The sequence below is a fragment of the Pseudomonas sp. PAGU 2196 genome (assembly GCF_022179005.1).
Lineage (GTDB): Bacteria > Pseudomonadota > Gammaproteobacteria > Pseudomonadales > Pseudomonadaceae > Aquipseudomonas > Aquipseudomonas kermanshahensis.
Genome location: NZ_BNTL01000041.1, coordinates 23,540 through 49,716 on the forward strand (window position 1 = coordinate 23,540; position 26,177 = coordinate 49,716).

The 26,177-nt window shown below is 63.8% G+C and carries 19 protein-coding genes and 1 pseudogene; 4 read left to right on the forward strand and 16 right to left on the reverse strand.

All coding sequences use genetic code 11. The features are described from left to right. The 9 genes from asnB to MFF34_RS26820 form a co-directional block, all read right to left on the reverse strand. Entirely contained in the window at window positions 1-1,836 is a 1,836-nt protein-coding gene (asnB, locus tag MFF34_RS26780; protein ID WP_238217537.1) for an asparagine synthase (glutamine-hydrolyzing), read from the reverse strand. 10 nt (window positions 1,837-1,846) lie between these two features. Beyond that, complete coding sequence (locus MFF34_RS26785) at window positions 1,847-3,232, reverse strand: amidase (protein WP_238217539.1); 1,386 nt, start codon at window positions 3,230-3,232, stop codon at window positions 1,847-1,849. Then, a complete protein-coding gene (locus MFF34_RS26790) occupies window positions 3,219-4,214 on the reverse strand; it encodes an AMP-binding protein (protein ID WP_238217541.1) in 996 nt (331 codons plus the stop codon). The genes MFF34_RS26785 and MFF34_RS26790 overlap by 14 nt, the downstream gene beginning before the upstream one ends. Then, window positions 4,211-4,495: an acyl carrier protein gene (locus MFF34_RS26795; protein ID WP_027595408.1), complete on the reverse strand. Its 285-nt coding sequence runs from the start codon at window positions 4,493-4,495 to the stop codon at window positions 4,211-4,213. The genes MFF34_RS26790 and MFF34_RS26795 overlap by 4 nt, the downstream gene beginning before the upstream one ends. Next, window positions 4,492-4,899: a hypothetical protein gene (locus MFF34_RS26800; RefSeq protein WP_238217543.1), complete on the reverse strand. Its 408-nt coding sequence runs from the start codon at window positions 4,897-4,899 to the stop codon at window positions 4,492-4,494. Before MFF34_RS26800 ends, MFF34_RS26795 begins: the two co-directional genes overlap by 4 nt. 9 nt (window positions 4,900-4,908) lie before the next feature. Continuing rightward, window positions 4,909-6,624, reverse strand: a complete 1,716-nt coding sequence (locus MFF34_RS26805) for a prenyltransferase/squalene oxidase repeat-containing protein (RefSeq protein ID WP_238217545.1) — start codon at window positions 6,622-6,624, stop codon at window positions 4,909-4,911. Then, complete coding sequence (locus tag MFF34_RS26810) at window positions 6,621-7,907, reverse strand: phenylacetate--CoA ligase family protein (RefSeq protein ID WP_238217547.1); 1,287 nt, start codon at window positions 7,905-7,907, stop codon at window positions 6,621-6,623. Before MFF34_RS26810 ends, MFF34_RS26805 begins: the two co-directional genes overlap by 4 nt. Before the next feature lie 352 nt (window positions 7,908-8,259). Next, window positions 8,260-9,393 (reverse strand): glycerate kinase, encoded by a 1,134-nt coding sequence (locus MFF34_RS26815; protein WP_238217549.1) that lies wholly within the window; start codon window positions 9,391-9,393, stop codon window positions 8,260-8,262. A 114-nt stretch (window positions 9,394-9,507) separates the two neighbouring features. Then, window positions 9,508-10,605, reverse strand: coding sequence for a sugar diacid recognition domain-containing protein (locus MFF34_RS26820; RefSeq protein ID WP_238217551.1), 1,098 nt, complete (start codon window positions 10,603-10,605; stop codon window positions 9,508-9,510). A gap of 162 nt (window positions 10,606-10,767) precedes the next feature. Here MFF34_RS26820 and MFF34_RS26825 point away from each other — a divergent pair, with 162 nt between their 5' ends. The 3 genes from MFF34_RS26825 to MFF34_RS26835 all read left to right on the forward strand — a co-directional run bounded on the left by MFF34_RS26825 (window position 10,768) and on the right by MFF34_RS26835 (window position 15,501). Beyond that, a complete protein-coding gene (locus MFF34_RS26825) occupies window positions 10,768-11,811 on the forward strand; it encodes an MFS transporter (protein ID WP_238217553.1) in 1,044 nt (347 codons plus the stop codon). Window positions 11,812-12,001: 190 nt separating this feature from the next. Further along, the gene (locus MFF34_RS26830) at window positions 12,002-13,522 is read left to right on the forward strand and encodes an FAD-dependent oxidoreductase (RefSeq protein ID WP_238217555.1); all 1,521 of its coding nucleotides are present in this window, start codon (window positions 12,002-12,004) and stop codon (window positions 13,520-13,522) included. A 65-nt stretch (window positions 13,523-13,587) separates the two neighbouring features. Then, window positions 13,588-15,501 carry a sigma-54-dependent Fis family transcriptional regulator gene (locus MFF34_RS26835; protein ID WP_238217557.1) on the forward strand — a complete coding sequence of 638 codons (1,914 nt, stop codon included), beginning with the start codon at window positions 13,588-13,590 and terminating at the stop codon, window positions 15,499-15,501. Between the two features lie 115 nt (window positions 15,502-15,616). On the opposite strand, the gene aldA is transcribed toward MFF34_RS26835, so the two are convergent. Continuing rightward, window positions 15,617-17,050, reverse strand: coding sequence for an aldehyde dehydrogenase (gene aldA / locus MFF34_RS26840; RefSeq protein WP_238217559.1), 1,434 nt, complete (start codon window positions 17,048-17,050; stop codon window positions 15,617-15,619). A gap of 7 nt (window positions 17,051-17,057) precedes the next feature. Beyond that, window positions 17,058-19,238: a PQQ-dependent dehydrogenase, methanol/ethanol family gene (locus MFF34_RS26845; RefSeq protein WP_238217561.1), complete on the reverse strand. Its 2,181-nt coding sequence runs from the start codon at window positions 19,236-19,238 to the stop codon at window positions 17,058-17,060. A 276-nt stretch (window positions 19,239-19,514) separates the two neighbouring features. Between MFF34_RS26845 and MFF34_RS26850 the strand changes: the two are divergent. Continuing rightward, window positions 19,515-20,511, forward strand: a pseudogene (locus tag MFF34_RS26850) (aldo/keto reductase). Between the two features lie 213 nt (window positions 20,512-20,724). On the opposite strand, the gene MFF34_RS26855 reads toward MFF34_RS26850, so the two are convergent. The 5 genes from MFF34_RS26855 to MFF34_RS26875 all read right to left on the reverse strand — a co-directional run bounded on the left by MFF34_RS26855 (window position 20,725) and on the right by MFF34_RS26875 (window position 26,149). Then, on the reverse strand, window positions 20,725-20,937 hold the full coding sequence (locus MFF34_RS26855; protein ID WP_027595420.1) for a cold-shock protein: 213 nt from the start codon (window positions 20,935-20,937) through the stop codon (window positions 20,725-20,727). Window positions 20,938-21,141: 204 nt separating this feature from the next. Then, complete coding sequence (locus MFF34_RS26860; protein ID WP_238217563.1) at window positions 21,142-22,221, reverse strand: metal-dependent hydrolase; 1,080 nt, start codon at window positions 22,219-22,221, stop codon at window positions 21,142-21,144. A gap of 95 nt (window positions 22,222-22,316) precedes the next feature. Continuing rightward, window positions 22,317-23,567 carry an OprD family porin gene (locus tag MFF34_RS26865; protein ID WP_238217565.1) on the reverse strand — a complete coding sequence of 417 codons (1,251 nt, stop codon included), beginning with the start codon at window positions 23,565-23,567 and terminating at the stop codon, window positions 22,317-22,319. A gap of 54 nt (window positions 23,568-23,621) precedes the next feature. Then, window positions 23,622-24,821 (reverse strand): benzoate/H(+) symporter BenE family transporter, encoded by a 1,200-nt coding sequence (locus MFF34_RS26870; protein ID WP_238217567.1) that lies wholly within the window; start codon window positions 24,819-24,821, stop codon window positions 23,622-23,624. Further along, window positions 24,821-26,149 carry an aromatic acid/H+ symport family MFS transporter gene (locus MFF34_RS26875; protein WP_085274393.1) on the reverse strand — a complete coding sequence of 443 codons (1,329 nt, stop codon included), beginning with the start codon at window positions 26,147-26,149 and terminating at the stop codon, window positions 24,821-24,823. Before MFF34_RS26875 ends, MFF34_RS26870 begins: the two co-directional genes overlap by 1 nt. Between the last annotated feature and the right edge of the window lie 28 nt (window positions 26,150-26,177).

A 26,177-nucleotide genomic window follows, 5' to 3' on the forward strand; every position in this document is an offset into this window, starting at 1 on the left:
CTACACCGTCAACCGGTACTCACGTAGCCAGGTGTCCAGCGCCAGGGCCGTCTCCAGGTTGTTACGCCGCAGTTGCGAGTTGAAATAGCCCTCGAGCTGGCGCAACTCGGCGGCCAGCCGACCATGGTCGATGACCTGGAACACGGGCCTGTCTGGCACCTTCAGCAACTGCCGAATGCGCTCGCGCAGAAAGCGCTCATAGGCCAGGTTCGCCGACGTTGGGTACGGGCTTTTGCGCCGTTGCAACACCGCAGGGGGAACCCGGTCGGCGCCGGCCTGCTTGAGCAACCATTTTTCCTCGCCATCCTTGCCCTTGATCGACCACGGCACGTTGTACACGTACTCCACCAGTGAATGGTCAGTGAACGGCACCCGCACCTCAAGGCTCGCGGCCATGCTCAGGCGGTCCTTGCGATCGAGCAGAATCGGCAGCCAGCGCTGCAGGTGCATGTGGCAGATTTCGCGCATGCGCCGTTCTTGCGGGCTGTCCCCTGGCAGATGCTCGACGCTGTCCAGGGCCTGGTGATAACAGCTGTCCTGATACTGGGCAAAATCGCAGGCCCGGTTGAACTCAGGGTTGATCAGCTCGGGCTGCAGCAGTTGCATGCGCGACAGCCAAGGGAAGCGCGCTGCGGCCACGGCCTGCGGGTCGCGGAACCAGGCGTAGCCCCCAAACACTTCATCTGCCGCCTCACCGGAGATGGCCACCGTGGAATGCGCGCGGATCGCCTTGAACAACAGGTACAGCGAGGTATCCACGTCACCGAAGGTGGCCGCGCTGTCGTTGGCGCGGTACACCGCCAGGCGAGCCAGATCCGACACCAACTCCCGGTTGTCGATGAGGATGGTCTGGTGCCGGCTGCCGATGTACTGGGCCGCCGCCAGGGCATAAGGTTGGTCACGTTCGGGGCGAAACGCATCACTCTGAAACTGCTCGGCCTGGCCGACGAAATCCACCGAGTAGGAATTCACCGCCCCGCCCTGCTCGGCCACTAACCGCTGTTGCGCCATGGCAGTCAGCAGGGTCGAGTCCAGGCCACCGGACAGCAGCGAGCAAACCGGCACATCGGCATGCAACTGCTCGCCCAAGGCATTGTCGAGCAGCTCGCGGGTGCGTTCGACCGTGGTCGCCAGGTCGTCCTGATGCTCACGGCGTTGCAGCTGCCAGTAGCGGCTGATCTTCACCTGCCCCTGGGGCCGCCAGGACAAACGATGCCCCGGCGGCAGTTCGCTGACCCCGCGAAAGGCAGTGCGGGTGGTCCCACGGGACAGGCTCAAGGCATCCACCAGGCCGACCGCGTCCAGGGTGCTGGCAACCTCGGGGTGAGCAAGAATCGCCTTGATCTCGGAGCCGAACAGCAGCCCCTGCTGGTGACGGGCGTAGTACAGCGGCTTGACCCCCAAGCGATCACGCACCAGCAGAAAGTGGCCATCGCGCCCATCGAACACGGCGAAGGCGAACATGCCATTGAGATGGTCGCAGCACTGCTCGCCCCACTCCAGGTAGGCGTGCAGCACCACCTCGGTGTCGCTGCGTGTTTTAAACACATGCCCGGCCTGGCGCAACCGTTCGCGCAGAGCATGGTGGTTATAGACCTCGCCGGTGTACACCAGCGCGACGTCTTCACCCGTGGCGAAGCGGTAGGTCATGGGCTGCACGCCACCGCTCAGGTCGATGATGGCCAGGCGCCGATGCCCCAGCAAGGCATTGCGGTGCTGCCAGCTGCCGCTGGCATCCGGCCCCCGCAAGGCCAGGGTATCGGTCATGGCGCCGAGCACCTCGCGCTGTTGCGCGAGGTCGCGGGTGTAGTCCACCCAGCCTGTAATTCCGCACATGGTTCGCCCCTTACACCTGAAGACGACGGGTAGGCAGCAGGCCGATCAGCGCCTGCACGCGTTTGGCGATGTCCAGCAACTGCAGCTCGCTGTCGCGTCGGCCCATGATCTGTATCGCCAGGGGCGCCTTGCCGTCAGCGCTGAGGGCGATCGGCACGGTAATGGCCGGCAGGCCGCTGAAACTGGCCAGAGGGGTGAAACCGATTTTCTGGGCGTAGTCGTGATCGTCCGGAGACGGAATGGTCGAATCACCTGGTTGTGGGCTGCGCCGGTCGAAGGGCCGGTTCGGGTCCATCGGAAAAATAACGACATCCACCTGAGCGGCCTCGAACCAGGCATCGATACCCGCCCGCACGGCGTCCATGCGGGCATGAATGCGCAAGTAGTCGCTGTCGCTTACCCCTTCACCTACCTTGAGCGCGCTGAGCGTTGACCAATGCAGTTCGCAGTCGAAGCGTCGCGCCCAGGCCGCAGATGCCAGCCAAGCGTCGCGCGCGCACAGCTGCCAGGCATCGCCACGGCAGGCCCACAGGTCGGGCATGGCCACTTCACGCGGGGCCATGCCCAGGTCGGCCAGTGCAATACGGGCCTGGCTCAGCATGTCGAGCATTGGTGCGCTGGTCAGTGCGGGGTCGAGCGAGTGTTCAAGCACGCCGACACGGTACTGCTGCTTGAGCGGCTGCTGATCGCCAAACAATGGCCCCAAGCCCAGCATCGGCAGCAGCAGGGCAAGGTCGTCGGCACTGCGGGTCACCCAACCCAACGCGTCCATGCGTGGCGACAGCGGGAATACTCCGGTCAGGCTGGCGGCCTTGTGGGTCATGCGCAGGCCGACCATGCCACAGTGGGACGCCGGCCAACGCACCGAGCCCAGCACATCGGTGCCCAACGAGATGTCGCACAGGCCTGCAGCCACGGAAACCGCAGACCCGGTGCTGGAACCCGACGGGTCGATGGTCGGGAAATGCGGGTTGCGGCAGCCTGCGCCGAACGCGATGTTCAGCTCGGTGGTCGCCACCTTGCTGGTCAGCGCGATACGCGGGTCGAGGTGGCTCAGCGCCTCGGCGCTGCGTTGCGGGTAGTGACGGTAGCTGCGCAGCCCCAGGCGGGTCGGTAGGCCGGCGACGTCCACGGTGTCCTTCACCCCCAGCCGGACCCACGGCGCCTCAACTGGGCGGGTGCTGGTCAGGCAGCGATAGTGGCTGTCGGCGTGATCGCGCCAGGCCTCATACTGTGCAGCCCAATCAGCCGCCAGTGCAGGGCTGCGTTCCAGCAGTTCGAGGCGCTTGCGCAGGCTTAGGCCGAGGTATTCGGGCTGTTCGCGGCCACTGGCCAGCGGCGCACCGCAGTGGTTCAGGTAATGGGCGATGGTGCCCTGGGTATCAGCGTGGCTCATGGGTGTATTCCTTGACAGTGGATGAGGCGGCCCACGGTTGGGGCTTGCCGGTGGCAGACAGCGGCAGGTGTGCGACCCGGCGCACGGCGACCGGTCGCGGGTGGTGCGCAGGCCAGTGCGTGAGCGCTTCGCGCACGGCTTGCTCGGTCAACGTTGGAGAACTGAACAGCACTTCGAACGCTTCGGCGCGCAACCCATCGCGCACCGCGAGGCAGGCCAGGGTCGGGCATTGCAGGCGTTGGCCGAGCTCGCTGGCCAGGCGCGCCAGGTCGAGCCGAACCCCGTTGACCTTGATCAGGCTGCTGGCCCGGCCCAGCCATTGAAAGCGTCGCGCGTCCAATGGCAGCACCAGGTCATCGCAACGGTGATGGTGTGCCGGGGTTGCAGCGCCCTGCTCCCTCGCTATGCGTAGGCTGCTGACGTCTAGCGGGCCGGCTGCGCCGATCGGGCTCAGCAACTCGACATCGCTCAGCAGCGTCCACGGTTGCTCTGCGGTACTCTGCGCATCCAGCGCACGATAGGCCATGGCGCCGGTTTCGGTGGCACCTAGCAGCTCGATGAAGCGCACTTGCGGCCCTGCGAAGCGGTGCACGGTGGCCAATGCGTCCGGTGGCAACAGCGATGCGCTGTGCACCACCAGTACCGAACGCCGTGCTGACAGGCGCGCCAGCAGTGCAGGCAAGAGCCGCCAGGTGCTGGCAATGGCGAGGATCACACAGGGCCCGTCGCCATCGAGTTGCGGTAACTGCTGGTGTTCCAGCGAGCAGGCCTGCAACCGCGCGTTCAGCCATTGCGCACCGACCTCGCCCAGGATCATCCCGTAGCTGTGGCAACTCGGCGCGAATGACAGAATCTCGGTCGCGTCAGCCGCCCAGCGGCCGAGAATCAGCGCGGCCTCGTCGACCATCTGCGCGTGGCTGCGTAGCCAGTGGCGTGGCGCGCCGGTGGAGCCCGACGTGGTGAACAGGTGATCGCCGCTCACGGGGTGGCCTGCAGGGTCAATTGGTCTTCGCGTTTCTGGGCGACGAACTGCTCCATCTTTTCCAGTGTTTCAAACCAGTAGCGAACGTCGTCACTCAGGTAATCCACTTCGATGGCGAAACAGGCTTCAATGGCGGTGATGACTTCGACGGCCATCAGGCTGTCGAAGCGTTCGCCTAGAAAATCGCGGAAGCTGTCGCGCTTATCGATTGCGTTGACCTCGTCGCCGAGTAGTTGCGCCAGTGCCTGACGAATCTGCTGCTCAATAGAAAGGTTGCTCACGCGCCTGGTTTTCCTTGTTGAGGGTGGGCATTGATCAATGCCGTTCCCGCGCTGTAGAACACGTGTTCTGGCAGGATCGGATCAAACTGCAGGTAGATGAAAGCGTTCGGGTAAAGACTCACCAGGCAACGGTGCAGGCCGTCGGCCAAGGCCGCATGGGCTAGCCCGTCGCGCGCCGCCGACAGGGTGATGCGCAGGTAGATCTGCAACGCCACACCGTTGCCATCCGCGGTCGGCAATGGCATGCCGGCGCTGAACACACACCCCGGTTCCAGCGGGATGAAAAACACCATGCAATGCGCGGTATCGGCGCCCTGCGCTTTCAGCAGGCGGGTGAACGCCAGGGCCAGGCGCTTGCGCTCGAGGGGCTGCAGTGGTGCGCAGGTAACAGTAATGGTTGGCATGCCTGCTCCTCACGACAGCTGCAGGTTGGGCAGGTGCTGACGCCTGCCTTCGGCAAACGCCTGCAACAAGCGCCCCAGGCAATCGGACAATGCGTCGTGGCCCTCCAGGTACAGCGGCGACCAGGCATGGCCTTGGCCGCTGCGCACCTTGTCGAGGAAAAACTGCAGGTGCACGCGGTCGACCGGCAACCCCTGCGCGGCGCCGAACGCCACGGCCTGGTAGGTGCTGAGCAAATCAGGGATGCGCTGCCCCAGATTGGCGAAGCCGCCCTGGCGCACCTTGTGCGCAACCAGCAGTGCGTTTGCCTGCTCGCGCACATCCCAGCCCACATGGTGCAGGCAGATCAAGGCGTGCAGGCTGGCACGCAAGGACGCCTGCCCTCGTGGGTAGGCGGCATGCCCACCTTGTTGAGCGCAACTGGCCACAAAGGCCTCCAGCGCCACAAGGTCGACCCCAGCGTTGTTGCCCAGTTGCTGAAGGATCGCCACCGCAGACGCCGTGGACACCAGGTCCGACCCGCGCCCCTCCCAAAACCCGAAGCCACCATCGGGGTTCTGCAACGAGGCCAGCCAGTGCCCGACCGCCTTGCGCGCCGCAGGCTGGCCGGCGAAGGCGCCCGCCACCAGGCCCCAATTGGTGCAGCGGACTTCGGCGCCCCGCCCTGGCATGTACATGAGCCCAGGCTCGTTAGGCATCTGGCAGCCTTCGATCCAGTGCAAGGCTGCCGCCCGTTGCGCAGCACTCAGCTGTTCGCCGAGCACGGCAGCTGCCGTGGTCAGCACATCCGCCGCGCTGTCGACCTGCCGATAGGTGTAACCCCCCTGAGGCAGCGCCAAGGTCGCGATGAACCGTGCAATGTCATCTGCCAGGTGGGCCACCGGCTCTCCCAACGCCTTGAGCGAGCCCACCGCGCAAAAAGCGGCCCAGACGTCCTCGCCGTCATAGCCCTGCCAACGCACGAAAGCGCCACTGGGCCGACGCAGTGCGTCGATCCAGGCGATACACGCGTGGCGCGCCAAGGGCTGCGCATGCAATGCCGCAAGGCTCGCCGTGGCGCGGTAGGTCGCCCACAGGCACGGTTGCTCGGCAGCCTCGCTGAAACGAAAGCCGCCGCTTTCCACCTGCTGCGCCTGCAACCAGGCAATCAACCGCGGCAGGTCCCACCGCGGTGCTGGCAGCCCTTGCTGAGCCAGGGCTCGCGTGGCCATCACGCCGTAGAAGCAGGCTCGGGTGTCAGCCAAATTGCGCCGGGCAAAGTCCGCCGACCAACTGAGGCCGCCATTGCTGCACTGCAGCCCTTCCAGCCAGGCGTACAACGCCGGGGCATCGGCCACCTGCCCCTGGCACACCTCGATTAACGTGCGCACGGCATAGTGGGTGGCCCAGACGTCCGCCGTCTGCCCAGGGCACATGGCGTAGGCATCACCGTCGAACAGCGTTTGCAGCCAATCGGCAGTTTGGTCGCCATGGTCAATGGCGATACCCAGGTCCTTGAGCGTTTCGGTGCAATAAAAAGTCGCCCACGCGTCGGATGTCATGCCCTTGCTCCAGGCGAACCCCCCATCGCGGTTACGCCGGGACTGGATATAGCTGTGCAGGGCCGGCGTATCGACGCTGTCGAGGCGCTCGACCCAGGCCAGGCTGCGGATCGCGGCGTACGTGCACCACAAGTCAGGCTGGCCATTGCCCAGGCCGTGCCCTTGGGTAAGGGGTGACGTGGTCATTGCTTGCCCCCCACGAAGCGCAGGTTGGTCTTCTTCCAGCTTTTTTGCGAGCCACCGCTCTTGTTGATGGCCGACAAGTTGTTGACGAACAGCACACGGCTCCAGCGCAGCCCCATCAGCTGCTCGGAACGTGCCAGCAGCTGCGCTTGCAATGGGCCTTCCTGGGCGTTGTCCCAGTGCACGTCACGTTCAAGGATTAACGCGGCGCTGTCGTTCTGGCGGTCGATTTCGATCACATAGCCGGTGGCGTCGCAGGCGCCGTAGACCACCTCTTCGACGGCGCGAATCTCAAGGTCCACCCCGGCCACCGCGATGCTGTCGCTGTCGCGGCCATTGACCAACAGGCTGGGGCTACTCCGCCCGGCTTGCCAAGGCGCGGTAAGGGTGACGCTGTCGCCGGTGTCCAGCCGCAGTAACGGCCGCGCATACAGGTTCAGCGGGGTGACGACGAGGCGGCCGGTCAGGCCTTCGGCGGGCGTTACCAGCCTGCCGTCCGGCAACAGCAGCTCGAAATAATTCGTGGCCGTGGCCAGGCGCATCTGCTGGCCCGCGCCTACGGCTGCCAGCGTGCCGGTCTCGGTACTGCCATAACTGGCGTCGTGTACCTCGCAGTGCCACCCGCGGGCCAAACGGTCACGAAACGGCTGGGTGTTGACCTCGCCCAGCAGCATGATCGTGCGCACCGACTGGGCAAACGTGTCGAGCAGCTCCCGCTGCTTGAGGTAGCGGGTCAGTTGCACCAGTACGCCGGGGGCGATGAACAGCACCGTGGGCCGGTAGGTGTCGAAGGTCGTGCACACCCGTTCCCAGTCGGTGATGCCGGTGGTAAAGGGATAGAGCCGTACATGGGACACGTCGAGGTATTCGCAGACGTTGGCGATCAGGTCGCCGACCGGCACGATGTCCGATGGCATCAGGTTGGCCACCCGCGCACCGGGCTGCAGCACCGCTCGCCAGTGGCTGGCGACGCTGACGGCATTCCAGATGATGTCGTGTTTCAGGCGCGGGGTTGGGGTTGGCTCGCCGGTAGTGCCGGTGGTGGCGTAGTACTTGGCCGCATCGCCAAGGGCTACGGTGCAAAACGCCAGGGGTTGGCTTTTCAGCGCAGCCTTGGCGGTCAGCGGCAATTGCTGAAACGCTGTGAAGCTGTAGGGGCCAATCCCTGCGTAATGGCTACTGTGTTGCGCACGCGTCCAGACTGCTTGCAACTTGCGTTCATAAAATGCGGCATCGGGCACGCGCCCGACCTGCTGTTGAAGTTCGCCCTCGGCATCCTTCAACACGCCGAAATCCTTATCGCCATGAACTAACATCGACTCGCCCTCTCGAATAAACAATGCAGAGAATTGGCGAGCGACGGGGGTTAAGTAAAATACTTAATAGTAAGTAGCGGTGAGAGTCGGACGGTATTACTGGGCCGAAATAGAGCCTTTTGCGTGGGTTGTATGTAGTGCTTTTCTGATCGAAATCAGCGATTCGGCCTTTGTTTATGGCGAGATATCAAACAAAGATGATTTCCATATTTGCCAAATCTCATAACTTCGGCATGGACGTCTAGGCGCGGCCTTAGGGCGCGAAAGGGCTGCAAAGCAGCCCCCACGCTAGTTGCACTTACACGGAAATCTCTGACCGCACTTACACCGCGCAGCGCCACAGCCGGGCGATATCACCGGCACGCGCCTGCAGCAGCTCGCGGGCGTTGGCGCACGCCTGCTCCAGGCTCATCGGCCCGCTGGCCAACGCAAAGGCCGCGTCGATGCCGTGGCCATACAACTGTTGATACCCCTCCCCCAGCGTGCCCGCCAGCACCACCACCGGTACACCATGGCGCTTGGCGACCCGGGCCACGCCCATTGGCGTCTTACCACGCAGGGTCTGGGCATCGAAACGTCCCTCGCCGGTCAGCACCAGGTCGGCGCCTTGTACCAGCGCGTCCAGGCCAGCGAGCTCTGCTACCACCTCGACGCCAGGGCGGAACTGCGCGCCCATGAATGCCTTGGCGGCAAAGCCCATGCCGCCTGCAGCGCCGCAGCCCGGGAAGTCACGCACGTCCTCGCCCAGCAAGTGCGCGCAGTGATCCGCAAAGTGCCCCAGTGCCTGGTCCAGTGCTTGTACTTGCTGCGGGTTTGCCCCCTTCTGCGGGCCGAAGATCGCCGAAGCGCCATTGGCACCGCAGAGTGGGTTGTCGACGTCGGCAGCAACCTCGACCTGGACCTCGGCCAGCCGAGGGTCGAGGTCGCTGGCATCGATACGTGCCAGCTTTGCCAGGGCCAGCCCCCCTTCTTCCAGTGCTTGCCCCTCGGCATCCAGCAGCCGCAGCCCCAGGGCGCGCAGCATGCCACTGCCGCCGTCATTGGTGGCGCTGCCGCCAATGGCCAAGACAATGCGGCGGGCACCCGCAGCCAGGGCGGCGGCGATCAGTTCGCCGGTGCCCCAGGTGCTGCTGCGGCAGGCATCACGCTGCTGGGTGGGCACCAATTGCAGGCCACTGGCCTGGGCCATTTCGATGATCGCCGTGCGGCTCTGCGGCAGCCAACCCCAGCCGGCCTCGACGCTGTGCCCCAACGGCCCACGTACAGCCAGGCGGCGTAATTCGCCCTGGCTGGCTGCCAAGATGGCGTCCATGGTGCCCTCACCGCCGTCGGCCATGGGACATTCGACCAGCTCGGCATCCGGCCACACCTCGGCCAGGCCGGTGGCAATAGCGCGGGCAACACCGGCAGCGTCGAGGCTGTCCTTGAACGAGTCGGGGGCGATGACGATCTTCATGGGGATTCTCCTGTCCAGATGAGCGGCATGCTGACAGTTGCCTGGCAAGGTGGCCTCGGTCAAATGCACAAGACGGCGGAGGCGTTGTTTGGGCAAATGCCTTTGGCCCGCGCTTCACTCAGCTCGCAACAACTGCAACCCCAGGTACAGGCTGAGCATCCCCTCCATCCTCAAGGGGTCGACCTCGCCCAGCTCGGCGATCCGCTCCAGCCGGTAGCGCAGGCTGTTGCGGTGAATGCCCAAGGCGTCGGCACAAGCCTGGCTCTGGCCATCATGGGCACACCAGGCGCGCAAGGTCGCAATCAGCTGACCACTGGCGTCCTTGGCGCGGATGCGTTGCAGCGGTTGCAACAGCTCATCCAGCGCATCGTCATTGCGATGCCGCCACAGCAAGGCCGGTAGCCGGTACCGCTCAAGGCTGAGCAGGCGCTCGGCCGGCAGCACCTCTTGCCCATAAGCCAGCAGGTCGCGCACCCGGCGATAACCACGGCGCAGTTGTTCCAGGCTTTGCGCCACGCACCCCAAGGCCAAGCGCTCAACCTGCCAGCCGTGACGCTCGAGGCGCTCCAGCAACCGCGCTTCGTCCAGCACCAGACCCGCCGGGCGACACCACAGCAGCGATTGCCGTGCGGGGCTGACGCACCAGCTGTCCGGGTAACGGCTCATCAGCCAGGACGACAGGGCTTCGGCAGGCGGCCCTGATTCCAGCTCGAACAGGCAAGGTACCCTTGGCAGTTGCGGCTTCAGGCCGAGCTGACGGGCTTCATCGAGCAGCCGAGGCGAATCGCCGCTGCCGCCTAACAGCAAGGCCAGCAGGTCGTCGCAGCGTTGCCGCCGCCATTGCTGTTCAACCTGCAGGTGGCGCTGGGCCAGGAGCATTTCAGCAGTCATGCGCACCAGTTCGCCATAGGTACGCAACTGCTGCGGGTCGCCGGTCAGGCCCAACACCCCCATCAGCCGGCCATCGAGCATCAGTGGCAGGTTCACCCCGGGCTGCACGCCTTTGAGGCACTTGGCCGCGTCCACGTCGAGCTCGACGATCCGGCCGTTGGCCAGCACCAGTTGTGCGCCCTCGTGGCGGGTGTTGATGCGCTCTGGCTCGCCACTGCCCAGGATCAACCCCTGGCTGTCCATGACATTGACGTTGCACGGCAAAATGGCCATCGCCCGATCAACGATATCCTGCGCCAGGTCATGGTCGAGTTCGAACATTCAAGGGTCCTTAGGGTGGTAGGCTTTGGTCCCGGGCACAGCGCCCCTGGTCAATCGCTGTGCAAAAGCACAAAGACAGGCACGCCGCTGTCCCCGAGACTCGTCAGGGCGAGCGCCGGAACAGGCGACGCGGTGACAACCATAAAAACAGAGAACCCGATCATGGCACACAGCCCCGCCCCTGACCAAGGCACGGACACCACCCGCAATGCGCTGTACCGGCGCATCACCCTGCGCCTGCTGACCGGCGCGGCTGAAGCCGGCTTCTTCCCTGGCGTGGTGCTGTACCTCTCGCGCTGGTTCCCGGCGGCCCGTCGCGGCGGCATCATGGCCTTGTTCATGTCGGCGATCCCGGTGTCGGGGCTGTTGGGCGGGCCGTTTTCCGGCTGGATCCTCGAACATTTCGCCGCCGGCCAGCATGGCCTTGCCGGCTGGCAATGGCTGTTCCTGATTCAGGGCCTACCCACCGTCGTGCTGGGTTGCCTGGCAATCCGCCTGCTCAGCGACGGCTACCAGAAAGCCGCCTGGCTGAGCCCGGCCGAACGCCAATTGATCGAAGCCGACCTGAAGGCCGATGCCGCGAGTAAACCCGCCACCACCGGTGACGGCGTGCTCGCGGTGTTGACCAACCCGTTGATCTGGACGTTCGGCTTCGTCTACTTCTGCATCCAGAGCGGTGTGTACGCGATCAACTTCTGGCTGCCGTCGATCATCAAGAACATGGGCTTCGACAACCCCTTGTTGATTGGCTGGCTGAGCGCCATTCCGTACCTGCTGGCGGGCGTGTTCATGATCGTCTGCGGGCGTTCGGCAGACCGGCGCAACGAACGTCGCTGGCACTTGGTCGTGCCGATGCTGATGGGCGCCATTGGCCTGTTGATTGCGGTCAACTTCGCCGGCAACCCGACCATCGCCATTCTTGGCCTGTCGATCGCCACCATGGGCGCCCTCACCGGCCTGCCGATGTTCTGGCCAATGCCTACCGCCCTGCTCAGCGCGGGTGCAGCCGTGGCCGGCCTTGCGCTGATCAACTCGGTGGGCCAGATGGCCGGCTTCCTCAGCCCGTACCTGGTGGGTTTCATCAAGGACCAGACCGGCTCGACCGATGCTGCGCTGTATTCGTTGGCGGCATTGATCGTGGTCGGTAGCCTGGTGGCGCTGCGGGTAACGCGCGCAGGGGCGTTGGCCACAGCCAAGGCCAACTAGAACGCCTGTGTAGGAGCAGCCTTGTGCTGCGAAGAGGCCGGTGATAGCAGCGAACATTTGCTGTGTGATCACCGGCCTCTTCGCAGCACAAGGCTGCTCCTACAGGGCAATGCCCCCGATCGTCGGCTCGGGTCAGCAACTCATCACCACAGGCGTCAAATGGTTCCAAAGGCCCCTTTGGAGAACCCCCATGACCCAGCACGCCGTGGCCCGCCTCGATCAGCTCGACCCCAACCGCCCCCTGCGCGTGCAGGCCGGCAGTGAAGAACTCATCCTGATCCGCCAGGGCGACCTGGTGCATGCCTACCAGGCCAACTGCCCGCACGCTGGCGCCCCGCTCGAAGAGGGCGTGATCTGCTCGGGGCTGCTGGTCTGCCCATGGCACAAGGCGGCGTTTGCCGTGGACGAAGGTGCGGTGTGCGAACCGCCGGCACTGGCCGACCTGCGCCGCTACCGTGCGTGGGTCAAAGGTGATGAGGTGTGGGTGGATGACCAACCCCTGGCCAAGGCCGAGCCCCCGCGGCACAGCGATGCCCGTTGTTTCGTGGTAGTCGGTGCCGGCGCCGCCGGCAGTGCCGCCGTCGCTACCTTGCTGCGGCACGGTTTCGCCGGCCGCCTGGTCTGGCTCGACCAGGAACACCAGTCGGCCTACGACCGGACCGCGCTCAGTAAATTCGTCATTGCTGGGCAAATGCCACCTGATGAGGTCCCAGCCTTGCTCGAAGCGGATGACTTGCGCAAAGGCCACCTGATCCGTCAGCACGGCAAGGTCCGCGCACTCAACAGCGAGAAACGCCAGATCATCCTTGCCGACGGGCAGCACATCGACTATGACGCTTGCCTACTGGCAACGGGCGGTAAAGCGCAACGTCCAGCGCTCCCCGGGGCAGACCTGCCGGGTGTATTCACCCTGCGCTCACGTGAGGACGCCGCGCTGTTGCTCGACGCCGCAGAACCCGGGCAGCCGGTGGTGATCGTCGGCGACGGTTTCATCGGCCTGGAGGCCGCCGCTGCACTGCGCAAGTACGGCCTGCAGGTGCACCTGGTCACCCGCCATGAGGTGCCGTTGGCCAAACAATTGGGTGAACGTATCGGGCGCAGCATTCGCGAACTGCACGAACGCAAAGGCGTGGTCTTTCACGGCCCCACCGAAGTCGAACGTTTCGAAGGCCAGGGTAAGGTGGAGGCCGTGTTGCTGGCCAACGGTGAACGGCTGCAGACGCCATTGGTATTGCTGGGCACCGGGGTCAAACCTGCCACGGCCTATGTGCAAGGGGTGGCGCTGGCCGATGATAAATCGCTGCCGGTCAATGCCGAAATGCGTGCGGCACCCGGGCTGTGGGCCGCCGGAGATATCGCCACCTTCCCCCTGGCTGGCCGGCCCGTGCGCATCGAACACTGGCGCCTGGCCCAGCAACACGGCGTGATCGCTGCGGCCAACATGCTCGGCGAGCAGCGCCGCTACGAAGATGTGCCGTTCTTCTGGACCTACCAGCATGGGCGCACCTATGAAGTCCTGGGGCATGCACGGGACTGGAACCGCATCGAGTTCGTCGGCCAGCCGGAGCAAGGCGACTTCGTCGCGCTGCAATGTGTGGATGAGCAGGTCGAGGCCGTCATCGCCAAGGGCTACTCGGATGCCATGGCGCAGCTGTCGCAGCGGATGAAACGGCCATTACGGCTGGACGAGGCGCTGAAGCTGATTGGCTGACTTTTTCGGGAAAAAATCAGCTATGGTTTCCCCACCTCTAATAACAAGCATTTCGTGGAGCGCCCATGGCCGCGCACACCCCTTCACCCCGCGCCAGTGAACTGGCCGCCTTCGTCGACTGCCACTTCGCCGAGCGCGGCCTGACGCCAGAACCGGTGATTGCCGAATCCTGGTACCGCAGCATCACCCAGCACCGCCTGGACCCTGAACTGCGCCACGTCGACAACATCCTCAGCGCTGCCGAAATCCGCCAGCACCAGGCCCAACACGAGGCCTACCTGAGCATCGCCAGCCAAGGTGTCAGTGGCCTTGCAAGGCGTGTGGTGGACGCCGGTTTCGCCGTGCTGCTCAGCGACGCCGACGGCATCACCCTTGATGCCCGCCTGCCAGCCGACCACCAGCGTTATACCCGCTCCGGGTTGATTGTCGGCGCGCGCTGGGACGAGTCGATCGCCGGAACCAACGGCATCGGCACTGCACTGGCCTCGCAGCAAGCGCTGACCATCCACCGCCAGGAACACTTCCTGGCAACCAACGCCCGGCTCAGTTGCTCGGTGGCGCCGATCTTCGATGCCCACAACCAACTGCTCGGCTGCCTCAACGCGACCTGCCTCTATAACGACGGCCCCAAGCAGGCCCAGCACCTGACCTTGCAGTTGGTGACCCTGTACGCCCGGCTGATCGAGAACAGCCATTTTCGCCAGCGCTACCGCGACTGCCTGACCTTGGCCATCAAGCCGCGTGACGATTTCTCCGACCTTGCCGCCGAGCAACTGCTGGCCCTGGACGAAGGCGGCCGGGTGATCGGCGCCAATCGGGCGGCCTTCCTGGCGCATGCCGGCACGCTGTTGGGCGTGGCGATCGAGCAACTGCTGCCCGCCAACATTGACCAGTTGCTGGACCTTACGCGCGGCGGTGCCCGTGGCACTCAATTGCACGGGCATGTGCAAGCGCATCTGCTGGACGTCGGCCTGCGCATACCGGCCGGCTACCGCCAATCCACGCCGTCGCGGCCCCTGCCGGCGCGTGCGGCGTACCCCACGCTTGAGCAATTGGCAGGCGAGGATGCACAGTTGCAACAGGGGGTGAAACGCCTGCGCAAGGTGCTCGACAAGGACATCGCCATTTTGCTGAACGGCGAAACCGGTACCGGCAAGGAGGCCTTCGCCCGTGCCTTGCACCAGGCTAGCCAGCGCCACGCCAAACCCTTCGTCGCACTCAACTGTGCAGCGATACCCGAGTCGCTGATAGAAAGCGAACTGTTCGGCTACCGCGCTGGCAGCTTTACCGGTGCCAACCGCAAGGGTATGAAAGGCAAGCTGGAGCAGGCCAATAGCGGCACGTTGTTCCTTGATGAGATCGGTGACATGCCAACGCACCTGCAAACGCGCCTGCTGCGGGTGCTTGCCGAACGCGAACTGGTACCACTGGGCGCAGAGGCGCCGGTGACGCTGGATATTCAGGTGATTTCGGCAACGCACCAGGACCTGCAAGCCATGATCGGCGATAAAGGCTTTCGCGAAGACCTTTACTACCGGCTATGCGGCATGCGCATGACATTGCCGGCATTGCGTGAGCGCAGTGACCGACGTGAATTGATCGCGCGGTTGTTGGCGGGGTTGCCGGGAGGGGCTGGTTTGCGCTTGAGCGATGAGGCCCAGCGTTGCTTGCTGGGGTATGCCTGGCCGGGGAACGTGCGGCAGTTGCTCAATACGTTGCGCCAGGCGGTAGCGCTGGCGGAAGGTGGGGTCATAGAGCTGGCAGATTTGCCGGAGGAGCTACTGAACCGTGCAGTGCCTGCCAGGCCAAAAGTGCTGGAACAGCAGGTCGAAGATGCCGAGGCGCGGCACTTGCTGGAGGTTTTGAAGCGAGAGCGCTGGAACATGAGCCTGGCGGCAGAGGCTGCGGGGATTTCGCGGTCGACGTTGTATCGGAAAATGAAGCGGTACGGGATCGTTCAGCCGAACCAGTTGGGGTGACTGTACCGGCCTCTTCGCGGGCAAGCCCGCTCCCACAGGAAAGTCCACAGGCTTGAAAACTGTGGTGTACCAGTAGGAGCGGGCTTGCCCGCGAAGAGGCCAGTAAAGCCAACCCTTATCCCTGGATGTACACCACCTGCGTACGCGTGTACTCATACAACCCGTGCTTGCCATCCGCCCCGCCGATCCCGGACTTGCGTGCCCCGGCATGGAAGCCCTGCATGGCCTCGAAGTTCTCGCGGTTGATGTAGGTCTCGCCAAAATCGATCTCGCGGCTAGCCTTCAACGCCGCGTTCAGGTCGCGGGTGTACAGCGAAGACGTCAGCCCGTACTCGCTGTCATTGGCCAAGGCAATCGCCTCATCCAGGTCATCGACCACCTGGATCGGTAGCACCGGCCCAAAAATTTCCTTGCGCATGATCTCCATGTCGGCGGCGCAGCCCGCGAGCACGGTCGGCTGGTAATGGAACCCGGCCCCCAGGTCCGCTACCTGCCCGCCGGTCACCAACTGGGCGCCCTGCCCGACCGCCGTGCGCACCATCTGCGCTACCTTGTCGAGCCCGGCCTGGTTGATCAGTGGCCCCATGTCCAGGTCGGCCTGGCGCGACGGGTCACCGTAACGGGTCGCGGCCATGGCCTGGGCCACCTTGTCGACGAAGGCGTCGGCTACCTTGCGCGCCACATACACCCGCTCGGCGCAGTTGCACACTTGGCCAGTATTGATCACCCGCGAGGCAACAATGGCTTTCGTCGCCAAGTCCAGGTCAGCGTCCGCCAGCACGATCGCCGGGGCCTTGCCGCCCAGTTCAAGGTTGAGCTTGGTGATGTTCGGCGCTGCCGCCGCCATGATCCGTGCCCCCGTGGCGACGCTGCCAGTAAAGCTGACCAGGTCGATACCAGCATGGCTCGACAGCCCATGGCCGACGCTGGCCCCCTTGCCACCGACCACGTTGAACACCCCCGCTGGCAGGTCGGTCTCGGCCACCAGCTTGGCGAACTCATAGCAGTTGATGGGCGTTTCTTCACTGGGCTTGATCACGATGGTATTGCCCGTGAGCAGCGCCGGCGCCATCTTGCGGGCGATGAGGAAGAATGGGAAGTTCCAGGGCAGTATCCCAGCCACCACACCCAGCGGCTTGCGCATCAGGAAAATGTGCTCGTTGGCACGGTCGCTGGTCAGTACCTCGCCTTCAAGGCGCCGCGCCCATTCCGCCATGTAGTCGAGGTAGTCGGCGGTGAAGTTTACCTCGACCTGCGCCAGCCCCGGCACCTTGCCGCCTTCCTGGGTGATGATGCGCGCTAAGCGGTCGGCATTGGCACGCACCTTGGCGGCGATCTGACGCAGGTAGCCGGCGCGTTCGATGGCAGGTTTCGCTGCCCAGCCTTTTTGCGCTTTGCGTGCCGCAGCAATGGCCCGCTCCACCTGATCGACCGGCGACTCCGGCACACGCCCCAGTAACTGCGCGTTGGCCGGGTTGTACACCTCGATCAGCCCCTCGCTGGGTACGAAGGCGTTGTCGATGTAGTTCTGGTAGATCGCTTCAGTCATGGTCATCTCACTCCTGTGACGGGTTGTCGGCCAGTGACGGCTGGGCGGCCGGCTTGGCGCTGAATTGCTGCCAGGCGTTGCCTTCGCTTTTCAGGTCATGGGCACGCTTGATGAGGTACTGGTGCACCTGCTCGACCTGCTCGGGCTTGAGGTTGTCGGCAAACGACGGCATGCCATCCGGCACGCGGCCGCCATAGAGGATGCCGAGGAACATCTGGTGCTTGTCAGCACTGAGTTTGCGCAGGTCTGGCAGTACACCGCCGCTGACGGCATGGATGCCGTGGCATTGTGAGCAGTTGCCGTCGTACAGGGCCGCACCGGCGGCGACAGTCTTGGCGTCAGCGGTCAAGGGTGGGGGTTCGGGCGCATTGGCGGGCGGCGCTGGCTCACGCAATTTGGCGGTACCGCCAATCTTGTAGGTCAGCACTTGCGAGAACGGCTGTACCCCGGCACGCAACGACAACGCCCCGGCAAACGTCGAGAAGGCCCCGCCCCAGCCGGCCATGAAGGTGACGTACTGCTCGCCATCGACCGAATAGGTGATCGGCGCTGCCATCACGCCACTGGCGGCGGGTGATTCCCACAGCTTCTTGCCGGTGTCAGCGGCATAGGCGATCACACGGCCATCGGCGCTGCCCTCGAACACCAGGTTGCCGGCGGTGCTCAGGGTGCCGCCGTTGAAGATGGTGATGTAGGGCACCTCCCAGGCCGGCGCCTGTTTCACCGGGTCCCAGGCGATCAGCTTGCCGGACCAGGTCTTGGCCATCTCCAGCAGGCCATCGGCACCCTCGGGCATCATGCCGGTGCGTAAGCCCAGTTGGTACACGCTTTTGAACGGGTTGCGCTTGGGCGCCTCGGGGATGTGCTCGTAATAGGCCGACATGATATGCGCCGGGATATACACCAGGCCAGTGTTGGGGTTGTACGACATTGGGTGCCAGTCATGCGCACCCCAGAATGCCGGGGTCACCAGCTTGCGCTTGCCGTCCTTCCAGTAGGCCGCTGCCTCATCGTCGAGAATCGGCCGCCCGGTTTTCATGTCGATGCCCTTGGCCCAGTTCACCGGCACGATATTCTTCGCAGACAGCAACTCGCCGGTGGCCCGGTCGAGCACATAGAAGAAGCCATTCTTGGGCGCCTGCATCAGCACTTTGCGTTGTTTGCCGTTAATCGGCAGCTCGGCAAGAATCATGTGCTGGGTGGCGGTGAAGTCCCAGGCATCACCGGGGGTGGTCTGGTAGTGCCAGGCGTATTCGCCCGTATCGGCATTGACCGCGACAATCGACGACAGGAACAGGTTGTCGCCTTTGGCCTGGCTGCGCCATTTAGGGTCCCACATCGAGCCGTTGCCAACGCCGATGTACAACAGGTTCAGCTCAGGGTCGTAGGCGAACGAATCCCAGGCCGTGCCGCCGCCGCCCCACTCGACGAAGGCGTCGCCGTGCCAGGTCTTGCTGGCGATCTCCATGGCCTTGTCTTCAGGCGGCAGCTTGGGGTCACCCGGCACGGTGAAGAAGCGCCAGGCCTGCTTGCCGGTCTCGGCGTCATAAGCCGTCACATAGCCGCGCACACCAAATTCCGCCCCACCATTGCCAATGATGACCTTGCCGTTGACCACCCGCGGCGCACCGGTGATGGTATAGCTGCGCTTATGGTCGTCGCGGGTGTCCACCGACCACACGCGCTGGCCTGTCTTGGCATCGATCGCCTCCAGGCGCCCGTCCAGCACGCCGACGTAGACCTTGCCCTGCCACACGGCCACGCCGCGGTTTACCGCATCACAGCACGCCTCACCGGCGCGATTGCGGTCTGACTGCGGGTCGTATTTCCACAGCAGCTTGCCGTTGCGGGCATCCAAGGCATACACCACGGAAAACGGCCCCGTGGTGTACATCACCCCATCGACCACGATAGGCGTGGCTTCTACACCCCGGTCCAGGTCGAGCTTATAGCTCCAAGCCAGGCCCAATTGATTGACATTGTCCTGGTTGATGGCCTTGAGCGGGCTGAAGCGTTGTTCATCGTAGGTACGGCCGTGGCTCATCCAGTTGCCAGGTTCCTGGTCGGCCTGGATGATCCGCTTGCCATCCACTTCTGCAGCAAAAGCGGTTGCGCAGCACGCCAAGGCAAGGGCCAGGCAGCCCAAGGCGTGCGGAAGGGGCCGGCGGTGCGGGCCTGTTCGGTTCATGGTCGGTTCTCCGTTCTTGTTATGGCGACACCGCATCAGGCGTCGATAACAGACAGAGCAACGGCTGTGCCAGCATCAGCCAGCACCCTCGAAACAGGCATTACAGAGCGGTTGCTAGCCAAACGGTCGGGCAATGGCTGAGACCTGCACATGCAGCAGCCATGGCACAGCTGATGCAGGCATGGCACAGGTGTGTCAGCCACTGTGGCGGGCTTTCAATGGCGTGCGGTTGTGTGTAAAACAGGCAGACAAGCCCACTGCAAAGGACTCAACCGCATGATCTACCGTCCCCTTGGCCAGAGTGGCCTGCAGGTTTCCGCCCTTACCCTGGGCAGCATGATGTTCGGCGAGCAGACCAGCACCGAGGACTCACTGCGGATCATCGAAAAAGCCTGGGACCAGGGCATCAACTTCATCGACACCGCCGATGTCTACAACAGTGGGCGTTCGGAAGAAATCGTCGGCGAAGCCGTAGCGCGCCATCGCCAGGACTGGATAGTGGCGTCCAAGGTCGGCTTTGGCCCGGCCGACGGCCTGCCCAACCGCAGCGGGCTTTCGCGCAAGCACATCTTCAATGCCATCGACGCGACGCTCACGCGCATGGACCTGGACTACCTCGACGTTTACTACCTGCACCGCGAAGACCACAAGGTACCGCTGGAAGAAACCGTGCAAGCCATCGGCGACCTGCTGCGCCAAGGCAAGATCCGCTATTGGGGCGTGTCCAACTTCCGCGGTTGGCGCATTGCCGAGCTGTGCCACCTGGCCGAGCGACTCGGCGTGGCCAAGCCGGTGGTGAGCCAACCGCTGTACAACATCGTCAACCGCCAGGCAGAACCCGAACAGCTGACCGCTGCGGCCAACCATGGCCTGGGCGTGGTGCCGTTCAGCCCCTTGGCCCGCGGTGTGCTCAGCGGCAAGTACGCACCCGGCTCGGTGCCGTGCCGGGCGCCAGGACAAGCGGATCATGGAAGTGGAATGGCGCCAGGAATCATTGGCCATCGCACGCCAGATCCAGGCGTATGTCGAAGCCAAGGGCGTGGGCATCGTCGAGTTCGCGATTGCCTGGGTACTTAATAACCAACTGGTGAGTTCGGCCATTGTCGGGCCGCGCACCGAAGCACAATGGGACACCTATGCCGGCGCATTGAACGTGAAAATCTCGGCGGAGGATGAAGCGTTCATCGATTCGCTGGTAACGCCGGGGCATGCCTCGACGCCAGGGTTCAATGACGTGGCGCACTACGTGAGTGGGCGACTGGCGCGCAATTGATGGCAGCCGTTTGATTGAAGCCAAGGGGCCGCAAAGCCGCTTGGCGGTTATACCGCGTTGCGGCAGATACAAAAAAAGCTCCCTATCTTTCGATACGGAGCTTTTCTTTACACGCCACACAATTGCCAGGCTTCACGCCGTTCGATCAAGCACCCAGGTCAACCCGCAAGGTTGCAAGCACCTATTCGAACGCCGAGCCGGCGGGTGCGTGTCTTACTCAGGTCGCACTTGGGCGGCCTGCATGCCTTTTTGCCCTTTTTCGGCAACAAAGCTAACAGTCTGGCCTTCTTTCAGCGACTTGAAGCCGTCCGATTCAATGGCTTTGAAATGAACGAAGAGGTCGTCGCCACCACCCGCTGGGGTAATGAAGCCGAACCCTTTTTCATCGTTGAACCATTTAACTGTACCGGTTTGTCTGTTGGACATGCTCTGAGCCCTCGATGGCTTATTTGATGCGTTTTACGTGAAATTACAACGAGGGCCTTATCAAACAACCAGCCCCTGCAGTGGCATATTGAGCGCTTTGGCGACGATAAGCTACTAAGAATTCCACCAAGCCGCAAAATAGCTGTGCCCTGTACCCGATTTCCCCCGCAAAATGGGGGCTGCGGCGGTAAACAGAATCTTCGTTTAATCGCCCCTGGGCGGTGCTGCAGCCGGCCCCAGGTAACGCGAAGTCCACTCAGCCAGTGGCAATGGGGGTTGCTGATCGACGATACGCCGCCAGATCAAGCCCAGGTCATGCCCGTTGAACATCGATGCCACCCCTGCCCCTCGCCACGCCGTGGGCGTGTCGGCAATCCAGTGCCCCTGGCTGTCACGGTGGGCCATGTTGAAGCGGAAGGTGTAGTTGCCGGGGATGCCCATGCGCAGGTCGGTCACCACCAGCGCCCCGTCGATTTCGTCATAGCGCAACCAGTCATCGGTGAACCAGCGCAGGCGCTGATGCAGTGGCGCACCGGCAAGCGCAGCGGCCAGCTCAAGGTTGCGTGGCAGGCGTTGCATTTCTGGCGGTTGCTGGTCGAACCCGCTGCTGACGCCTTCGTAGTAGTCGCCGTCCGGCGTCTTGGCCAGCACGCGCCAGATCAGGCTGTTGAAGGCAATCGGCACGGCACGTACGTCGCTGACCGTGATGCCCTGCTGGTCCAACGCGGCCTGAAAGCGTTGCTCCGCCTGCATGCGCCCAGCCAGGCCAAAGCCGAGGTAGGCCGTACTGAAAACCAGTGCCAGGGTCAGCAGCCGCACGGCAGTGCCCGTCACGCCCTTGGCGAGGGTGTAGATCACTGCCGCCAGCAGCGGCACGGTGTAGACAGGGTCGATGATGAACACCGCAGCCCAGCTTTGCGGGGTCAGCGCCAACGGCCAGAACAGTTGCGTGCCATACACGGTAAAGGCGTCCAGCACCGGGTGCGTGACCAGCACCAGCCAGAACGCGAGGAACAGGCGCGGCACGGTATAGCCTTTGCCTGGCCAGCACCGGTTGACGCACCAGGCCAGCAGCAGCGCCAGCCCGGTCAGGACGAAAAGGGAGTGGGAGAACCCCCGGTGGTAGGTCATCTGCGACACCGGGTCGGCGTAGCGAATGACTACGTCCAGGTCGGGCAGTGTGGCCAGCGCTGCGCCGTACAGCAGCGCTCGGCGGCCCTGGATGCGACCGAGCACAGTGCCCTGTAGTGCGGCGCCGAGTACGGCTTGGGTCAATGAGTCCAAGGCGGGATTTCCTGAGAGGATGACGCGTGAAAGCTAACCCCCTCTACCCTCTGGGTGCAAATGCGGCTCAGTGACAAAAGATGGCAGTTGGGTTTTCACAACAACTGCCAGGTGTACACCAGGGTCAAGCGATTCTCGTCGATATCACTGCGGTAGTTGGACCGTGCCATGGCATTTCTCACGCGAATGCCCAGGCCTTTCAACGCCCCACTCTGCACCGCATAGCCGATATCCAGGTCGCGCTCCCGGTCACGGCCCTCGTAGCCCTGCCCGGTATCGACATTGTTGCCGGTGATGTACCGCACCGTTGCCGTTAGCCCCGGCACGCCCATGGCGGCAAAATTGTAGTCGTAGCGCACCTGATAGGAACGCTCGTCGGTGTAGGCGAACTCGTAGGTTGGCACCTCGTTGCCCAAGGGGGAAATGTTGGCGAATACCCGCGGGAACGGGCTGTCGCCATAAATGCCCTGATACCCTGCATGGAAGCTGTGCCCGCCATGGCGGGCGGTGAACAGCGAGAAGAATGCCTGGTTATCGATACTGCCCAGCAGGGCATCGCCGTCCTCGCGGGCGGTGAAATAGCCAAGGTTGGCGCTCAGCACCCAATCGCCGACAGGTTTGCTGTGTTTAAGGCCGACAAAGCCTTGCTCGTAGATATCTTCCAACTGCCCGTACCACAGGCTGACACTGCTTTGGTTCGCATTGAACGCGTAGTCGCCCCCCACAAAGTTGAACGCATCACCTTCAGCCTGACGCATTGGCACGTGGCCGAGCATGGCATTCATCTTGCCGTCGCCGCCCTCGTTGCGCAGGTGGGTTGAGGTCAGGTGCCCGGCTTGCAAGGTCAGCCCGTGCAGCTCGGTCGACAACAGGCTGGCACCTTGGTAAGTCGGCGGCAGCAGGCGGATATCACTGAACGTCAGCACTGGCAGGTTGGGCTGCAGTTCGCCCACCCGCAGCTCGGTTTTCGACAGCCTGGCCTTGAACGTCGGCGCCAGGCGGCTGTATTCGTCTGCGGCGCGGCCATCGCCATGCACCGGCAACAGGCCGGTATTGACCCGGTCCGGGCTGCTGTCGAGTTTGATGCCCAGCAGGCCGAGTGCATCCACCCCGAACCCCACCGTGCCAGGCGTGTACCCCGATTTGAAGTCAAGTATGAAGCCCTGGGCCCACTCCTCGGCTTTGGACTGTTGATTGGCGCCGACAATGTCGGAGAAGTCGCGGCTGAAATAGTAATTGCGGGCACTGAGGCTGGCCTTCGAATCCTCGAAGAAGCCGCCTTCAGCAGCCAGCAGCGGTGGGCTGAGCAATGTCAGGCCAATAGCGACGCAAGGGGTGTGGTTCATTCCGAAGCTCTCTTGATCTTGTTTTTATGGAATAAAGCGCTGGGAACACAGGCATCATGGGGTGCGGCGCATTACCTCCCGCGCTTGAGGCCGCCGCAGAACAAGCAGCGCGTGGGCCAGCAGGCCGAACAGCAGCCCCCAGAACGCCGCCGACAGGCCAAGGAAGGACACCCCCGAAGCGGTGACCAAAAAAGTGAACAGCCCGGCATCACGCTCAGCAGGCTCGGCGAGGCTGCGTGCCAGGGCTTCGCTGATTGCCCCGTACAGGGCCAGCCCAGCAAGGGCCGCAATCAGTGCCGCCGGAAACGCCGCGAACAGCGACATCAAGGTGGCCCCAGCAACCCCAAGCAGCAGGTACAGCACACTGCCGGCGACGGCCGCGACATAGCGCCGGCGCGGGTTTTCATGGGCCTCATGGCCTGTGCACAGGCTGGCGGTGACGGCCGCCAGGTTCAGGCCGTGGCAACCAAAAGGCGCGAGCACGGCGCCACCGATGGCGCTGGCACTGATCAGCGGGCTGGCCGGTGTGGCGTAACCGGCGTTGCGCAGCACGGCCATCCCCGGCATGAATTGCCCGGTGAGGGCCACCAGCACCATGGGCAACGCCAGGCTGAACACCGCCGCCAAGCTGAATTGCGGGGCAATCCATTGCGGCGAGGCCAGTTGCAGCACCAACGCCTCGCTGCGAAACGCCCCGCTGGCCACGGTCACGACGGCGCCCACGCACAGTACGGCAGCCACCGCATAGCGCGGCTGAAGCCTGCGCATCAGCACATAGGTGATGAACATGGCCACCACCAGCAGCGGCTGTACCGGCAAGGCGCGGAACACCTCAATGCCGAAACTGAACAAGATGCCGGCTTGCATGCCGGCGGCAATGGAGCCCGGCAGGCGCGCGATGATGCGGTCGAAGGCCCCGCTGATGCCAATCAGCAGCAGCACCAGGTTGGCCACCAGGTACGCCCCCACGGCCTGCTCCAAGCCGAGTTCAGGCAGGGCCGTGACCAACAGCGCCGAGCCTGGGATCGACCAGGCGATCACGACCGGCACCCGGTAGCGCAGGCTGAGTACAGCGCCGAGCACTCCGCTGCCCATGGAAACGGCCCAGACCCAGGAAGACAGCTGGCCATGGGACAACTGCGCGGCCTCGGCAGCGTGAAAGATGATCACCAATGGGCCGGCGTAGGAGATCATCGTCGCCAGGCAGCCGGCGACGATGGCGGACAGCGAGCTGTCCTTCATCAGGGTTTTCATTACGCTTGCGCCGCCGTGGCCAGGCCATGGCGCTTGCCACTGACCAGGTGCACGGCCATGGCCAGCGCGGCAATCGCGCCAGGGATGGCGAACGCGATGAAATTCAGTTGCAACGGCAGGTTGATGCCCATCAGCGCGCCCCCCAGCAGCGGGCCGACAATGGCGCCATTGCGGCCAATGCCCGACGCCCAGCCCAGGCCGGTGGAGCGCACCGCCAGGCCATACATCTGTGCCGCGCCGGCATACAACAGGATCTGCGTGCCGATGGTGGTGGCGCCGGCGATGAAGATCAGCAGGTACAGCACCGGCATCGGGCTGTTCACCCCCAACAGGCTGATCGACAGCGCGGCGGCAATGAAGAAACCGACCTTGACCTTGACCAGGTTGTAGCGGTCGCCCAACCAGCCCCCCAAAATCGCCCCGGCCATGCCACCGAAGTTCAGCGCCAACAGGAACGACAGGCTCGAACCCAGGCTGTAACCCGCGTTGGCCATCAGCTTCGGCAACCACGAACTGAGCGCGTAGACCATCAGCAGGCAGCAGAAGAACGCCAGCCACAGGGCCAGGGTGCGCACGGCCAGGCCGTTGCGGAACAGCTCGACGACCGAGCTGCCAGCCCCCTTGCGGTCGGTTGCCTGAAGCACGTCACCAGGCTGGATGTCGCACGCGGGGTCAAGCTGTTTGAGCAGCTTGCGGGCTTCTTCGGTGCGCCCTTTACGTACCAGGAAGCCAATGGATTCTGGCAGGTAATAGAGAATCACCGGCAACAGCAGCAGCGGTACCGCCGCAGCGAAGAACATCGACTCCCAGCCGAAACGCGGCAGCATGAAAATACCGACGCCTGCCGACAGCATGCCGCCCAGCGAATAACCGCTGAACATGATCGCCACCAGCGTGCTGCGCAGGCGTTTGGGGGCGTATTCGTTCATCAATGCCACGGCGTTAGGCATCAAGCCGCCACACCCTAGGCCGGCGATGAAACGGTAGATGCCGAACTCGCTGGGGCTGGTGGCAAAGCCGTTGAGGATGGTTGCCGTGGAGAACAAGGCGAAGCAGATGGCGATCCCCTTCTTGCGCCCGATGCGGTCGGCCAGGCTGCCGAATACCAGGGCGCCGAACATCATGCCGAACAGCGCATAACTGCCCAGGGCGCCGGCCTGCAGGGGCGTCAGGCCCCACTCTTTCATGATTACCGGCAGTACCACGCCGTAAATGAACAAGTCATAGCCGTCGAAGATCAGCAGCAGGCCGCACCAGGCCATGACCATCCAGTGGAACGCGGTAAAGCGCGCATTATCGATGATCGGGTGCACGTCAAGGGTTCGCATGGCATCTGTCTCTGTTGTTTTTGTTGTG

Bases quoted from the DNA above. Each gene is read 5' to 3' on its own strand.
- asnB (WP_238217537.1), bottom strand. From the start codon at position 1,836: ATGTGCGGAATTACAGGCTGGGTGGACTACACCCGCGACCTCGCGCAA.
- MFF34_RS26785 (WP_238217539.1), bottom strand. From the start codon at position 3,232: ATGAGCCACGCTGATACCCAGGGCACCATCGCCCATTACCTGAACCAC.
- MFF34_RS26800 (WP_238217543.1), bottom strand. From the start codon at position 4,899: ATGCCAACCATTACTGTTACCTGCGCACCACTGCAGCCCCTCGAGCGC.
- MFF34_RS26805 (WP_238217545.1), bottom strand. From the start codon at position 6,624: ATGACCACGTCACCCCTTACCCAAGGGCACGGCCTGGGCAATGGCCAG.
- MFF34_RS26815 (WP_238217549.1), bottom strand. From the start codon at position 9,393: ATGAAGATCGTCATCGCCCCCGACTCGTTCAAGGACAGCCTCGACGCT.
- MFF34_RS26820 (WP_238217551.1), bottom strand. From the start codon at position 10,605: ATGTTCGAACTCGACCATGACCTGGCGCAGGATATCGTTGATCGGGCG.
- MFF34_RS26825 (WP_238217553.1), top strand. From the start codon at position 10,768: ATGGCACACAGCCCCGCCCCTGACCAAGGCACGGACACCACCCGCAAT.
- MFF34_RS26830 (WP_238217555.1), top strand. From the start codon at position 12,002: ATGACCCAGCACGCCGTGGCCCGCCTCGATCAGCTCGACCCCAACCGC.
- MFF34_RS26835 (WP_238217557.1), top strand. From the start codon at position 13,588: ATGGCCGCGCACACCCCTTCACCCCGCGCCAGTGAACTGGCCGCCTTC.
- aldA (WP_238217559.1), bottom strand. From the start codon at position 17,050: ATGACTGAAGCGATCTACCAGAACTACATCGACAACGCCTTCGTACCC.
- MFF34_RS26845 (WP_238217561.1), bottom strand. From the start codon at position 19,238: ATGAACCGAACAGGCCCGCACCGCCGGCCCCTTCCGCACGCCTTGGGC.
- MFF34_RS26855 (WP_027595420.1), bottom strand. From the start codon at position 20,937: ATGTCCAACAGACAAACCGGTACAGTTAAATGGTTCAACGATGAAAAA.
- MFF34_RS26865 (WP_238217565.1), bottom strand. From the start codon at position 23,567: ATGAACCACACCCCTTGCGTCGCTATTGGCCTGACATTGCTCAGCCCA.
- MFF34_RS26870 (WP_238217567.1), bottom strand. From the start codon at position 24,821: ATGAAAACCCTGATGAAGGACAGCTCGCTGTCCGCCATCGTCGCCGGC.
- MFF34_RS26875 (WP_085274393.1), bottom strand. From the start codon at position 26,149: ATGCGAACCCTTGACGTGCACCCGATCATCGATAATGCGCGCTTTACC.